Raw genomic sequence first — 14,070 nt, forward strand, 5'->3', positions numbered from 1 at the left:
AATCCCTCGGCCTCCAGGCCGCGGCGCACGCCCTCGGCGAGGCGCACCTCGTCGTCGACCACCAGGATCCGCATGCCTCCAGTGTGGCCGAGCGCCCTGAAGCGGCGCTGAAGCGATCCGCCACGGTGGAGCGGCGCCCGTCCGGCGCCGATCAGCGCCTCAGACGCGGCCCTTCAGGATGCCGTGCCAATAGATGCGCGGGAGCACGTACCGGTCGAGCGCGTACCACCACGGCCGCGAGCGGATGTTGTCGAGGATCCCCGTGGTGCGGCGCACCTCGTGCGTGCGGCTGTCGTACTCGCCGAAGCTGAGCGAGCGGCGCGATGTGGTGATGGGTGCCACCGTGTAGCCGTCGTAGTGCGTCAGCGGACGGCCCGCCCGGCGGTGGGCGATGTTCGCGACCACGGTCTGCACCTGGTGGCGCAGCGCCCCGCCCGTGCGGGCGTCGCCGATGTCGGCGGCGTCACCGATGCACCACACGCGCGGGTGGTCGGGGTGGCGCAGCGTCAGCGGATCGACCGCCGCGAATCCCCCCGTGCCGGGGCCGTCGAGGCCCGACGCCGGGATGAGATCCGGCGCCTTGTAGGGGGGCAGCAGGTGCAGCAGGTCGGTCTCGACCTCCTCACGTCGGCCTTGCACGTCGACCGTCACCGTGCCACCGTCTATGCCGTCCACGCGTGCTCCGAGCGTGAGCTCGATGCCGTACGCCTCCAGGTGGCGGTGGATCTCCGCATCGATCTCGGCGACGGGATGCAGCGCGTCGCCGTCGTGCAGCAGGCGCACGTCGATGTCCTTCAGCACGCCGCGTCGGCGCCAGTGGTCGCAGGCGAGGAACAGCGGCTTCAGCGCCGTCTCCCGACCGGATGCCGGCTGTTCGTGCAGCGTGAACACCGCGCGTCCCGAGGTCACGGACCGGATCCAGTCCCACGTGTCCTCGAGGCGGTCCCGCTCGAACGTCGTGCACGCGTGGCCGCTGTCGAGCGCCGCGGCGGCGCCCGGGATTGCGTCCCAGTCCGTCACCGCACCGCAGGCGATCACGAGATCCGCCGCGCGCAGCTCCGTCCCGTCGGCGAGCTCGATCCGGCGCGTGCCGCCGTCGATCCGGCGCGCGGCCGAGCGATACCAGGTGACGCCGTCGGGCATGACGTCAGCCTGCGGCTTCGTCAGCGTCGACGGTGCGGCGAGGCCCGTGCCGACGTAGTTCTGCAGGGGCTTGTAGACGTGCATCAGGGCGGGATCGACCAGCGCGACGTCCGACGCGCCCTTCCGGCGCAGCTGTGCGGCCGCGGCGATCCCGCCGTTGCCGCCGCCGACGATCACGACATCATGCGCATGGGTGGCCATGTGCGCGACGATACGGATCTTCGCTCGTTCGGGGGATGGGCTTGCCAAGCGCCGGATCGGCCTCCCAGGGCGGCCCGCGCGCTCAGGCGCCGGGCGCGGCGGCGGGCTGCTGCGCGGCCCAGGACGCGAGCAGCCGCAGACGCTCGGCGGAGTCGGATCCGGGCTCGGCCGTGTAGATCATCATCACGTTGCCGGGCTCGGCCGTGAGGGCGAGCTCCTCGTACGCGAGGGTCAGCTCGCCGACGACCGGATGGCGGAAGCGCTTGGTGCCCGATCCGTGCGTGCGCACGTTGTGCGTCGCCCACAGGGTGCGGAACGTCTCGCTGCGCGTCGACAGCTCGCCCACGAGATCCTGCATGGCCTTGTCGTGCGGGTCGCGACCCGCCTCGGCGCGCATGATCGCGACGCACATCTCGGCGAACAGCTCCCAGTCGGGATAGAACTCGCGCGCGGCCGGGTCGAGGAACTGGAAGCGCGCGAGGTTCGGCAGACGGCCGCCGTCCCCGATCACCGGCGAGTAGAACGCGCGGCCGAGCTCGTTCACGGCGAGCAGGTTCTGGCGGGTGTCCCGCACGAACGCGACGGCGTCGGTGATCGCCCGCAGCGCCCACTGCAGGCTCGGTCGGGAAGCACCCGGCTTCCCCGTCCGGCGGCGCGGACGTCCGCTCGTCGGGATGCCGTCGGCGGCGCGGGCGAGATCGAGCAGGTGGGCGCGCTCGGTGTCGTCGAGCTGCAGGGCACGCGAGACGGCGTCGAGCACGGAAGCGGAGGCTCCCGCGATCGCTCCGCGCTCGAGCTTTGCGTAGTACTCGACGCTCACACCCGCAAGCGCGGCGACCTCGCTGCGTCGCAGCCCCTCCACCCGTCGGTTCGGGCCCGCCGGCAGGCCCGCGGCGTCCGGGGTCAGTCGCGCTCGCCGGCTCATGAGGAACTCGCGCACCTCGGCTCGGTTGTCCATATGGACGAGGGTAGGTCGGTGGCGCCCGACGAGGGGTGCCCTGCCGGTACACGTCTGGGCAGGGACTCCCGCGCGGATGACATCAGGACGAAGCTGGTCTCGACAGCCCAGCCCTCGTCCTAAGGAGATTCAGCATGCGCGGAGTCATCATGCACGCGCCCGGCGACGTCCGGGTGGAGGATCGCGAGACCCCCACGATCGTCGAGCCGACGGATGCGATCATCCGCCTCGCGGCGTCCTGCATCTGCGGATCCGACCTGTGGCCGTACCGCGGCATCGAGCCCATCGACCAGGCGCCGATGGGCCACGAGTACGTCGGAGTCGTCACGGAGATCGGCGCCGACGTGGAGACGCTGAAGGTCGGCGACTTCGTGGTCGGATCCTTCTTCGCCTCGGACAACACGTGCGAGATCTGCCAGGCCGGCTACCAGTCGCGCTGCATCCACGCCAAGCCCATGGGCGCGATCGGCACGCAGGCCGAGTACGCGCGCATCCCGCTCGCAGACGGCACGCTCGTCGCGACGCCCGGCCAGCCCGACCCCGACCTCATCCCCTCGCTGCTCGCCGCGTCCGACGTGCTCGGCACCGGCTGGTTCGCCGCCGTCGCCGCCGAGGCCGGGCCCGGAAAGACCGTCGCCGTCGTCGGCGACGGCGCCGTGGGCCTGCTCGGCGTCCTCGCCGCGAAGCAGCTGGGCGCCGAGCGGATCATCGCCATGAGCCGGCACGCGGATCGGCAGGCGCTGGCCCGCGAGTTCGGCGCGACCGACATCGTCGAGGAGCGCGGCGAGGAGGGCGTCGCGCGCATCAAGGAGCTCACGGGCGGCTACGGCGCGCACTCGGTCATCGAGGCCGTCGGCACCCAGGAGGCGATGATGCAGGCGATCGGCGCCACCCGCCCCGGCGGCCACGTCGGCTACGTCGGCGTCTCGCACGGCGTCTCGCTCGACGGGCTGTCGCTGTTCTTCTCCGGCGTGCACCTGCACGGCGGCCCCGCACCCGTGCGCCGCTTCCTGCCCGAGCTGATCCAGCTCATCTGGGACCGCCGGATCGACCCGGGAAAGGTCTTCGACCTCACGCTGCCGCTCGAGGACGCGGCGGAGGGCTACCGCGCCATGGACGAGCGCCGCGCCACCAAGGTGCTTCTGACGGTCTGAACGGGGGAGACGACATGGAGATCACACGGAACGCGACCGTGAAGAACCCGCCCGAGTGGTTCACGGGCGACGTCTGGCTCGACCCGGTCACGCAGCCGGCCGCACCCGGCCAGCAGGCGAACGCGGGGATCGTGCGCTTCGCGCCCGCCGCGCGCACCGCGTGGCACGCCCATCCCGGCGGCCAGACGCTGCACGTCCTCGAGGGCGTCGCGCTCGTCCAGGCCCGCGGCGGGGCGATCGTCGAAGTGCCTGCCGGCCAGACCGCCGTCTGCCCGCCCGGCGAGGAGCACTGGCACGGCGCCGCGCCCGACAGCTTCATGACCCACCTCGCGGTGTGGGACACGCTGCCCGGTCAGCCGAGCGCGGTGTGGGGAGAGCACGTCACCGACGCGGAGTACGGCGCCCGCTGATGTCCGGGACGACCGCGGAAAGTCGTGACGCCGAACTCGCCGCACTGCTGGATGCGCTGAACGCCGGCGGGCGCATCGCCGCCGGATCCCCGCACCACCTCACGATGCACCGGATCAGTCAGGCGGCGCTGCGGGTCACCGGCGAACTCAACAGCGGATGTCACCCGCCCGAGCGGGTGCGTGAGCTGCTGGCGGGGCTCACGGGGAGGGCGGTGGATGACACGGTGACCGTCTTCCCGCCGTTGCGCTCGGACTTCGGGCGGAACATCACGCTGGGCAGGCGGGTGTTCATCAACTCGGGCTGTGCGTTCCAGGATCAGGGCGGAATCACGATCGGGGACGATTGCCTGATCGGGCACAACACCGTGTTCGCGACGCTGAACCACGATCTCGATCCCGCTCGGCGCGGCGATCTCCTGCCGGCGCCGATCGTGATCGGCCGCAACGTCTGGATCGGCGCGAACGTCACCGTCCTGCCCGGCGTCACGATCGGCGACGACGCGGTCGTCGCCGCGGCGGCCGTCGTCACCAAGGACGTCCCCTCCGGCGCCGTGGTCGTCGGGTCGCCGGCCCGGGTCGTCCGTCGCGTCCCGCCTCCCGGCGGCGACGTCCCCGCCTGAGCCGCCGGACCGGGGCTCCCTTGCGGCGTCGTCAAGCCCGGCGCGCGTGTCGGTGCCGCGCGACACAATGATGCCCATGCTGCTGAGCGAACTCGTCACCGCGACTCAGGCCGTGGCTGCCACGTCGTCGCGGCTGCAGAAGGTGGCGACACTCGCGGGCGTGCTAAGTGAGTTGGAGCCGGACGAGATCGCGCCCGCGATCGGCTTCCTGACCGCGAGCCCGCGACAGGGGCGGCTGGGTGTCGGCTGGCGCGGCCTGTCGAACCTCGCCGTCGAGCACGCCGAGGCCGCCGACCTCACGGTGCTCGACGTCGACGCGGCGCTCGACCGCCTCGCGGCGGCCGCGGGCGCGGGGTCGAACGACGCCCGCCGCCGCGAGCTCGAGACGCTCGCGCGGCGTGCGACCGGGCCCGAGTGGGACTTCGTCGCACGGGTCATCCTCGGTGAGCTGCGCACCGGCGCCCTCGAGGGGGTGCTGCTCGACGCGATCGCCAGGGCGGCCGGGCGCGAGGGTGCGACCGTGCGGCGCGCGGCGATGCTGTCGGGCGACCTCGGGCACACCGCGGCGATCGCCCTGACCGGTACGGCAGAGGAGCTCGCGGGCGTCGGGCTGCGCGTCGGCCGGCCCGTGCAGCCCATGCTCGCCTCGACCGCCTCATCGGTGGCCGCCGCGATGACGGCGGTCGGCACCGACGTGTCGGTCGAGTACAAGCTCGACGGCGCCCGCATCCAGGTGCATCTCGATCGCGCGCGGCCGGACGGCGAGGACGTCCGGGTCTACACCCGCAGCCTCGCCGACGTCACGCATCGGGTGCCCGAGCTCGTGGACGCCGTGCGGGCGCTGCCCGCCGAGCGCGTCATCCTCGACGGCGAGACGCTCTCGCTCGACGACGACGGATCGCCGCGCCCGTTTCAGGACACGATGGCGCGCTTCGGGTCCGAGACCGCCGCCGCCATCGCGCTGCGTCCGTGGTTCTTCGACATCCTGCACGTCGACGGGCACGACGTGATCGACGAGCCGCTGCGGTCGCGACTCGAGACGCTCGAGCGGGTGGTCGGCGATCTGCGCATGCCGGGGATCGTCACGGCCGAGCCGGAAGCGGCCGAGGAGTTCGCCCGCGCCGCGCTCGCGGCCGGACATGAGGGCGTGATGGTGAAGGCTGTCGACTCGCCGTACACCGCGGGCCGCCGCGGCAAGGGCTGGCTCAAGGTGAAGCCCGTGCTCACGTTCGATCTCGTCGTGCTCGCGGTCGAATGGGGTTCGGGTCGGCGCAGCGGCCTGCTGTCGAACCTGCATCTGGGCGCCCGGGATCCGGACGGGGCGTTCGGCGAGCCCGGCGGCTTCGTCATGGTGGGCAAGACCTTCAAGGGGCTGACCGACGCGACGCTGCGCTGGCAGAGCGAGCACTTCCCGACGATCGAGACCCACCGCACCGCCTACGCCGTGCACGTGCGGCCCGAGACGGTCGTCGAGATCGCGATCGACGGCGTGCAGCGCTCATCGCGCTACCCGGGCGGCGTCGCGCTGCGCTTCGCGCGCGTGAAGTCGTACCGCGAGGACAAGCCCGCCGCCGAGGCCGACACGATCGACGCGCTGCGGGCGCTGCTGCGCGGCTGAGTACGCGGGCTCCGTCGTCCGTTCGGCGGGAGAGCGGGGGTCACGCCGCGTGCGGCATCACGAGCGACAGCAGCATCACCCACACGCACACGACGCCCAGCATGGCGAGGCTCCAGCCGATCACGGCGCGCAGGATCTCGCCCTCGCGCCCTGTCAGGCCCACGGCGCCGGCGGCGATCGCGATCGATTGCGGGGAAACGAGCTTCGCGACCGCGCCACCCGAGGTGTTGGCGGCGACCAGCAGGGTCGGGTCCACCCCGATCTGCCCGGCCGTCACGGTCTGCAGGCCCGCGAACAGCGTGTTGTTGTTCACCACGGATCCGGTGATGAAGACGCCGAACCAGCCGATCACGGGGGCCAGCAGCGGGAAGATCGCCCCCAGGCCGGCGATCGCGGTGCCGATCCCCGTCGATCCGCCCGAGTAGTTCGCGACGTTCGCGACGATGAGCACCAGCGTAATGAGCAGGATCGGCTGCCACAGCGAGCGCAGCGTCTCGCGCAGCTCCCGCCACAGGGCGCTCGAGCGCAGCTGCGGCGTCGTGAAGAACGTGATGAGCACCGAGAGCAGGATGGCCGTCCCCGTCGCGTTCACCGCGGTCCACTCCCACGTCGTCGCGACCGGCTCTTCCGCGCCGTACGGCACGATCACGCCGGTCACGCCCGGGATCGGGACACGCGCGACCAGCCCCGACAGCGGCCCGTCCACGGCGAACAGCGCCTTGAACCAGGGCAGGCTCCACACGAAGATCACGCCGGTGAGGATGTAGAACGGGCTCCACGCGACGACCACGTCACCGAACGACTGGGAGGCGCTCGTCGGCTCGGGCGCGCCCGGCTCGCGGTAGATGCGGCGAGGCCGCCAGGCCCTGCCCACCGCGAACACGACCACCATCGTGAGCAGCCCGGGGATGATGTCGGCGAGGTCCGGACCGAGGAAGCACAGGATCGCCGCCTGGCTCGCGCTGAAGGCGACGCTGACCGCGGCGGTCATCGGCAGGGTCTCGCGCACGCCGCGCCAGCCGTCCAGGATCATCACGAGCAGGAAGGGCGTCGCCAGCGCCAGCAGCTGCAGCACCACCACCATCTGCACCGACAGGCGCGCGAGGTCGACGCCCCCGACCTGTGCGCCGACGATGACCGGGATGCCGATCGCGCCGTAGGCGCCCGCCGCGACGTTCGCGACGAGCGACAGCATCGCAGCCTTGACGGGGCCGAAGCCGAGCTGCACGAGCAGTGCGGCGCAGATCGCGATCGGCACGCCGAACCCCGCCGCGCCTTCGAGGAAAGCGCCGAACGCGAAGCTGATCAGCAGCACCTGCACGCGCTGGTCCGGGGAGACGCCCGCGATGCTCGCCCGGATGACGTCGAAGCGGCCGCTCGCGACCGTCAGCCGGTACAGCCACACGGCCATCACGATGATGTACGCGATCGGCCACACGGAGGTCAGGATGCCCCCGAGCGCGGCACCCGCGATCGACCCGGCGGGCATCCCGAACGGCCAGGCCGCGATCGCGATCTGCAGCACGGTCGCGATGACTCCCGCCGTGACGCCCTTCATCTTGAACACCACGAGGCAGAGCAGGAAGACGAGGATCGGCACGGCCGCGACGAGTGCGGACAGCGCGATCGCGCCGAGCGGATCGATCTGCTGGTTCCACATGGCCGCCACGCTAGCGGCGGGCCGCAGACACTCGATAGCCCCATTCGCTCGGCTTCTGCTCGACCCGAAGCGAACATTCCGGTGTCACCAATATCCCGATGAGTGAGAGCTGAGTTGGTCACGTTTAGGGCACTCAATAACGTTCAGAGCGCTGCAATCGCGTGCGGAACACCCGAAATACCGCTATGCCGTCCCGATCGGTGCGAGTGCAGCGCCTACCCCCCCACCCGTCCGCTCAGCGGACGTCGAAGAAAGTACCCCCGTGCGCACCATCAATCGCATCGCGCTGTCCTTCGCCGGCGCTTCTGCCCTTGTCCTCGCTACCGCCGGCTCCGCCGTCGCCGCCGAAGACGGCACCACCACGACCGTCACCGTGAACGCCGGAGCTCTCTCCGTCACCGTCCCCGGCACATTGACGCTCAGCGGCGCCGCGCCCGGCAGTGCGGCCTCGGGCACACTGGCCCCGGTGACCGTGACCGATGACACATCCGACACGATCGGCTGGACCGCCACCGTCAGCCTCAGCCAGTTCGCTGTCGTCGACGCGAACGGTGCGCCGGTGGTCGACGGGACGCCGTTCACGGCCGCGTCGTTCACCTACGCTCCCGAGAACATCCAGTCGGCGAGCACCGACGCGTACAACGCCGTCACGCCGGCGGTCGGGGCCAACACGATGACCGTCACCGATCCGGCGGGCAACAACCAGGTCTCCTGGGGAGCCGACGTCTCCATCACGGTGCCCAAGACCGCCACGGCGGGCGACTACCAGGCGACGCTGACGCACTCCGTCAGCTGATCGAGACACATGCGGGGAGGGCGGGGCGCTTCAGCGCCTCGCCCTCCCCCTGCACCTGGAGACCTCATGCGCCCCCTTCTGGCGATCTTCTTCCTCTGCGTCCTCGTCGTCGCCCCCAGCGTGGACGCCTCCGCCGATGCCCCTGACCGCACCGGCAGCATCGGCATCCGACTCGTCGACATCCCCGCCGCCGCCCAGGACGATCCGCGTGCCCGCGCTTATGTCGTCGACCACCTCACGCCCGGGACGACGATCCAGCGCCGCGTCGAGGTGTCGAACGACACCGGCGTGGATCAGGTGGTCCACGTCTACGCCGGGGCGGCCGACATCCGCGCGGGGGTCTTCGTCGGGCGGGACGGTGACGCCGCGAGCGACCTGACCAGCTGGACCTCGGTCGCCGACCCCGCGCTCCGGCTCGCTCCAGGGGAAGCCGTGCAGACCCTCGTGACCGTGACGATCCCCGACGACGCGTCCGAAGGGGAGCACTACGGTGCGATCTGGGCCGAGGTGCGAAATGCCGCCACCTCGGAGACGGCGGTGGTGACGGCCAGCCGTGTGGGCGTGCGCATGTACCTGTCCGTCGGTGCCGGTGGGGCACCGGCTTCCGACTTCGAGATCGACACGATCGCTGCGACTCGGGAGGGCGACGAGGCTCCCGTCGTCATCGCCACGGTGACCAATACCGGCGGACGCGCGTTGGATCTGTCGGGCGTGCTGCGGCTCGAGAACGGGCCGAGCAGTCTCGCGGCAGGTCCGTTCGATGCCGCAGGGGTCACGACTCTCGCCCCGGGGAAGTCCGGCGACCTCGTCGTGCCGTTGAGCGGCGACCTGCCCGAAGGCCCCTGGACGGCGGTGCTCGAAGTGCGCAGTGGCACGCTGTCCCGCGAGGCGCGCGCCACGGTGACGTTCCCCGACGAGGGCACTGCGGTCTCGAAGGTCGACGGCCCCGCACCGAACATCCTGCTGCCCGCGGCGGTCGGCATCGTGCTCATCCTGCTGATCAGCGGCGTCGCCTGGCTCCTGCGGCGGCGACACGACGTGCGCTGACGCTCAGCGCTCGCGCGCGCGCCGCTCGAGGAAGCGCATCGACTCGACCGAGGACGACACGAGCGCGCGGAGGCTGCCGCCCGGCAGTGCGCGGGGATGGCCGGCCGGCAGGTACGCGCGCAGCAGCGCCTCCGACATGCGGTGCGCCGTCTCCTGCAGCAGCGCGGCGGTGCGGCGGGGCGAGGATGCGTCGTTCGGGATGACCGCGCCGAGCGCGCCCACGACCACGTCCTCCGATCCGCGCACCGGCGCGGCGAGGCCACGGGAGGCCGGGTGGATCCAGCCGTCCGCGCGAGCGTATCCGCGGCGGCGCGTGGCATCCACCTCCGCCCCCAGCGCCTCGGCGTCCTCCGGGCCCGTCGACGTGATCGGCGCCCACCCCTTCGCGACCACCGCGTCGAACAGCCCGGTCTCGCCGAACGCGAGGAAGACGAGCCCGCTCGACGAGTGGGGGATCGCGATCCTGCCGCCCACGATGGAGCCGTTGATCACCGCGTCCGGGGCGGAGATCCGCTCGATGATCAGGACATCGGTGTCGATGCGCACGGCGAGTTGCACGTGCTGGCCGAGCACGTCGTGCAGGCGCCGCAGGTACGGCTCGGCGATCTCGCGCAGGCCCAGGGCGCCGGGCGTCTTGCTGCCGATCTCCCACAGGCGGTTGCCGAGTCGGTATCGCCGGCCCGCCACCGGCTCGATCAGGCCGTGTCCCACGAGTTCGGCGACGATCCGGTGCACGGAGGACAGCGGGATGTCCGTGCGGCGCTGGATCTGCGTGAGCGAGAGGAACGGATGATCCGCCGTGAATGCGTCGAGCACCGTCAGCACGCGAGTGAGCGCGGACGTGCCGTCGGAGGAACGGGCCATCTGGGGGCGGCCTCCTCGCGTCGGTCGGTCGACTTCCTCTGAACGGAAGCAGGGGTTCCGCACAGCATGCCCCATTCCTACGCTGGCCGCACCCATCCGATCGAAGGAGATCGTCAATGTCAGAGACCCTCGCCCAGGCCCTCGCCCGCGTCGGAGACCCGGTGGAGCTGCTGCGCAACGTGGACTATCCCGCGTTCACGTTCCCCGTGCATCCGGAGTTCTCCAACTGGCGCACCGAGTCCAAGTCGTGGAACGACTCGGTCGCGCTGATGGACCAGTCGCACCACATGACGCAGCTCTTTCTCGAGGGCGAGGACATCGCCGAGGTGCTGAGCGCGATCGCCGTGAACACGTTCTCGAACTTCCGCCCCGGCGTCGCGAAGCAGCTGATCTCGGTGGCTCCGTCCGGTCACGTGATCGGCGACGGCATCCTGTTCCATCTGAACCACGCCACCGCGCACGGGGAGAAGGTCGCGCTGGTCGGCCACCACGTGCTGATCGACTGGGTGCGCTTCCACGCCGAGCGCAGCGGCAAGGACATCCGGTACCGCCTCGAGGGCAACGCGAACATGCGCGAGGGCGACCCGACGTTCTACCGCTACGAGCTGCAGGGACCGCACGCCCACGCCGTGCTCGAGAAGCTGCTCGGCGGGCCCGTGCCGGAGGTGAAGTTCTTCCACATCCACGACTTCTCGTTCGCGGGCACGACCGTGCAGGGCCTGCGTCACGGCATGGCCGGGCAGCCGGGTTTCGAGTTCTTCGGCCCGTACGCCGAGGGCGAGAGCGTGCGTGCGGCGCTGCTCGAGGCGGGCGCAGAGTTCGGGATCGAGCGGATCGGTTCCAAGGCGTACTCCGTCACGCCGCTCGAGTCGGGCTGGGTGCCGACGCCGTTCCCGGCGATCTTCGACGACGACCCGCTGTTCGCCGAGTACCGCGAGTGGCTCCCCCTCGCGCGTGCGGGATCCATCGGCGGCTCGCTGCACGGATCGGTCGAGGACTTCCTGCTCACGCCGTACGACCTGGGCCTCGGGCGCTCGGTGAACTTCGATCACGAGTTCATCGGGAAGGAGGCACTGCAGCGCATCGCCGGGTCCCCCGCCCGTCGCAAGGTCACCCTGATCTGGGACGCGTCGGACGTGGCGGAGGTCACGCGGTCGCAGCTCGAGCCCGGCACGCCGGCGAAGTACCTGGAGTGGCCCAAGGCCCGCTATGGCTTCTACCAGTTCGACGACGTGCAGCAGGAGGGTCGTCGCGTGGGCGTCTCGACGGACGCGGGCTATGTCGCGTACGACCAGCTCTACCTGTCGCTCGCCTCGATCGACGTGAACGTGCCCGACGGTGCGCGCGTGGAGGTGCTGTGGGGCGAGGGCCCCAACTCCGCCAAGAGCAACGTCGAGCCGCACCGCCAGGTGCGCATCGCCGCGACGGTCGCCCCCGCGCCGTACCACGACTACGCCCGCACGGCGTATCGGGACCTGTAGCCCTCGGGAGGTCCGGGGCCGTCCCGACTCGCTGCGCTCGCTCGACGAACAGGGGCTCTCACCCTGCTCAGCCCCGGCCCGTCCGTCGCTAGGGTGGGCCGCATGGACCCGATGGTCGCGACGTTCGTGATCATGGCGCTCGCGCTCGCGGCGTTCGCGAGCGGCCGGGTGCCGCTGGCGGTCGTGGCGTGCGGAGTGGCGCTGGCGCTGTTCCTCAGCGGGGTGCTCGAGCTTCCGGAGGCGCTCGCCGGGTTCTCCGACCCGACGCCGATCCTGATCGCGTCGCTGTTCATCGTGGGCGACGCGCTGGATGCGACGGGCGTCACCGCGTGGGCCGCGCGGCAGGTGACCCGGCTGTCGGGAACGCGCCGACGCCGCATCACCGTGGTCGTCTCGCTCGTCGCCGCGGTGATCACGGCGTTCATCAGCATCAACGGCGCGGTCGCCGCCCTGCTGCCGCTCGTCGTCGTGGTCGCCGCCCGCGCCGGTATCGCTCCCTCGCGTCTGCTCATCCCGCTCGCGTTCGCCGCGCACGCCGGATCGCTCCTCACCCTCACCGGCACGCCGGTCAATGTGATCGTGTCGGATGCCGCCGCTGCGGAGGGAGCGCGTCCGTTCGGCTTCTTCGAGTTCGCGCTCGTGGGCGCGCCGCTGCTCGTGCTCACCGTCGCGACCACCGTGGCGTTCGGGGGACGGCTGCTGCCCGAGCGGCACCCGCACGCGCTCGAGGGCCTGATCGATCCGGCGGCCCAGCGGACGCAGCTGCGCGACAGCTACGGTCTGCGCACCGGGCCGGTGTTCACGGCGGACGAGGGCGCGGTGGAGGTCATGCTGCCGCCGCGCTCGAGGTACATCGACCGTCACGTGCAGCCGGGGATGACGATGTTCGGCGAGCAGCTCGTGATCGTGTCGGTGCGCTCCTCCGCGGGGCACGACGGATCCGGATCCGCCGAGATGGCGGGCACGGACGCTCGCGTGCCACACGGCTGGGTGCTCCGCGCGGGCGACGCCCTGCTCGTGCAGGGGGCATGGGAGGCGCTGGAGCGCTTCGTCGCGCAGGCGGACGTCGTGGCCGTGACCGCGCCGCAGTCGCTGCGCCGCGCGATCCCACTCGGACGTGGCGCCCGGCGTGCGGTCGTCATTCTGATCCTGATGGTCGCGCTGCTCGTCAGCGGCATCGTGCCGGCGGTGGTGGCGGGGATGCTCGCGGCCGGAGCCGTCGTGCTGGCGCGCGTGCTGCCGATGCGCGACGCGTTCCGCGCCGTGCACTGGTCGACTGTCGTGCTGATCGCCGGCATGATCCCGCTGTCGGCCGCGTTCGTGAAGACGGGCGCCGCGGAGGCGGTCGCCGAGATGGTGCTCTCGGTCGTGGGCACCGGGAGCCCGCATCTCGTGCTGCTGGCGCTGTGCGTGCTCACCATCGCGCTGGGTCAGGTGATCAGCAACGTCGCGACAGTGCTCGTGATGATGCCGATCTCGCTGTCCACCGCCGCCGCGCTCGACGTCTCCCCGCTGCCGTTCCTGATGTCGCTCACGGTCGCGGGAGCCGCTGCCTTCTTCACCCCCATCGCGACCCCGGCCAACACGATGGTGCTCGAGCCGGGCGGCTACCGCTTCGGGGACTACTGGCGGCTGGGCCTGCCGCTCGCGGTCATCTGGACCGCCGTCGCCGTGCTGTACGTGCCCGTGATCTGGCCGTTCTGACCCTCTCGGGACTTTCTGCGGAGATCTGCGGAAAAGATGGGTGACAACGGGATCGTCGCGCCCGTATGGTGAGGGCAGATGCGGCCGCGCCCGCGGCGGCTACCCGAGGGTCAGACCCTCCCGCTGAAGGACGTGCCATGACCAGATTCCGTTGGATCCGCATCACGAGCGCGGCGCTCGCGACCGCGACCCTCCTCGTGGTTGGCGGTGGCGTCGCCGCCAACGCCGCCCCCAAGCCCGCCCCAGTCGACTGGGTCGCCCCCGTCGACTGGGCTCCCGTCGACTGGTCGTCGGGTGACCGCGCGTCCACCTTCCGCGCCCCGGTCGACTGGTGAGCTCGAGCACTGACCACGACTGCTGACCGCGACGCGGACAGCGAGAAGGGGGGGCGGCGGGGGGGGCGGCCCCCCCGCC

Annotated in this window: 13 protein-coding genes; 9 read left to right on the forward strand and 4 right to left on the reverse strand. The window is 71.6% G+C overall.

Annotated features, from left to right (window positions below):
* Nucleotides 1–159: 159 nt before the first annotated feature.
* Nucleotides 160–1,344 (reverse strand): FAD/NAD(P)-binding oxidoreductase, encoded by a 1,185-nt coding sequence (locus RIF89_RS03115; RefSeq protein WP_309067697.1) that lies wholly within the window; start codon nt 1,342–1,344, stop codon nt 160–162.
* 82 nt (nt 1,345–1,426) lie between these two features.
* Entirely contained in the window at nt 1,427–2,302 is an 876-nt protein-coding gene (locus RIF89_RS03120) for a helix-turn-helix transcriptional regulator (RefSeq protein WP_309067698.1), read from the reverse strand.
* 134 nt (nt 2,303–2,436) lie between these two features.
* Here RIF89_RS03120 and RIF89_RS03125 point away from each other — a divergent pair, with 134 nt between their 5' ends.
* The 4 genes from RIF89_RS03125 to RIF89_RS03140 all read left to right on the forward strand — a co-directional run bounded on the left by RIF89_RS03125 (nt 2,437) and on the right by RIF89_RS03140 (nt 6,104).
* A complete protein-coding gene (locus RIF89_RS03125; RefSeq protein ID WP_309067699.1) occupies nt 2,437–3,456 on the forward strand; it encodes a zinc-dependent alcohol dehydrogenase family protein in 1,020 nt (339 codons plus the stop codon).
* A 14-nt stretch (nt 3,457–3,470) separates the two neighbouring features.
* On the forward strand, nt 3,471–3,866 hold the full coding sequence (locus tag RIF89_RS03130; RefSeq protein WP_309067700.1) for a cupin domain-containing protein: 396 nt from the start codon (nt 3,471–3,473) through the stop codon (nt 3,864–3,866).
* Entirely contained in the window at nt 3,866–4,486 is a 621-nt protein-coding gene (locus tag RIF89_RS03135) for a DapH/DapD/GlmU-related protein (protein ID WP_309067701.1), read from the forward strand. Before RIF89_RS03130 ends, RIF89_RS03135 begins: the two co-directional genes overlap by 1 nt.
* Nucleotides 4,487–4,562: 76 nt before the next feature.
* Nucleotides 4,563–6,104: an ATP-dependent DNA ligase gene (locus tag RIF89_RS03140; RefSeq protein ID WP_309067702.1), complete on the forward strand. Its 1,542-nt coding sequence runs from the start codon at nt 4,563–4,565 to the stop codon at nt 6,102–6,104.
* Nucleotides 6,105–6,144: 40 nt separating this feature from the next.
* Here RIF89_RS03140 and RIF89_RS03145 read toward each other — a convergent pair whose 3' ends face one another.
* Nucleotides 6,145–7,764 (reverse strand): L-lactate permease, encoded by a 1,620-nt coding sequence (locus tag RIF89_RS03145; protein WP_309067703.1) that lies wholly within the window; start codon nt 7,762–7,764, stop codon nt 6,145–6,147.
* Nucleotides 7,765–8,026: 262 nt separating this feature from the next.
* Here RIF89_RS03145 and RIF89_RS03150 point away from each other — a divergent pair, with 262 nt between their 5' ends.
* A complete protein-coding gene (locus RIF89_RS03150) occupies nt 8,027–8,560 on the forward strand; it encodes a hypothetical protein (protein ID WP_309067704.1) in 534 nt (177 codons plus the stop codon).
* A gap of 66 nt (nt 8,561–8,626) precedes the next feature.
* On the forward strand, nt 8,627–9,607 hold the full coding sequence (locus RIF89_RS03155; RefSeq protein ID WP_309067705.1) for a hypothetical protein: 981 nt from the start codon (nt 8,627–8,629) through the stop codon (nt 9,605–9,607).
* Nucleotides 9,608–9,610: 3 nt separating this feature from the next.
* On the opposite strand, the gene RIF89_RS03160 is transcribed toward RIF89_RS03155, so the two are convergent.
* Nucleotides 9,611–10,471, reverse strand: coding sequence for an IclR family transcriptional regulator (locus RIF89_RS03160; RefSeq protein WP_309067706.1), 861 nt, complete (start codon nt 10,469–10,471; stop codon nt 9,611–9,613).
* Nucleotides 10,472–10,587: 116 nt separating this feature from the next.
* On the opposite strand from RIF89_RS03160, the gene RIF89_RS03165 reads away from it, so the two are divergent.
* The 3 genes from RIF89_RS03165 to RIF89_RS03175 all read left to right on the forward strand — a co-directional run bounded on the left by RIF89_RS03165 (nt 10,588) and on the right by RIF89_RS03175 (nt 13,991).
* Nucleotides 10,588–11,952 (forward strand): aminomethyl transferase family protein, encoded by a 1,365-nt coding sequence (locus RIF89_RS03165; protein WP_309067707.1) that lies wholly within the window; start codon nt 10,588–10,590, stop codon nt 11,950–11,952.
* 102 nt (nt 11,953–12,054) lie between these two features.
* Nucleotides 12,055–13,656 carry an SLC13 family permease gene (locus tag RIF89_RS03170; RefSeq protein WP_309067708.1) on the forward strand — a complete coding sequence of 534 codons (1,602 nt, stop codon included), beginning with the start codon at nt 12,055–12,057 and terminating at the stop codon, nt 13,654–13,656.
* 137 nt (nt 13,657–13,793) lie between these two features.
* Entirely contained in the window at nt 13,794–13,991 is a 198-nt protein-coding gene (locus RIF89_RS03175; RefSeq protein ID WP_309067709.1) for a hypothetical protein, read from the forward strand.
* The last annotated feature ends 79 nt before the right edge of the window (nt 13,992–14,070 follow it).

Origin of the sequence: Microbacterium sp. (assembly GCF_031178525.1) — a bacterium.
Classification (GTDB): Bacteria; Actinomycetota; Actinomycetes; order Actinomycetales; family Microbacteriaceae; genus Microbacterium.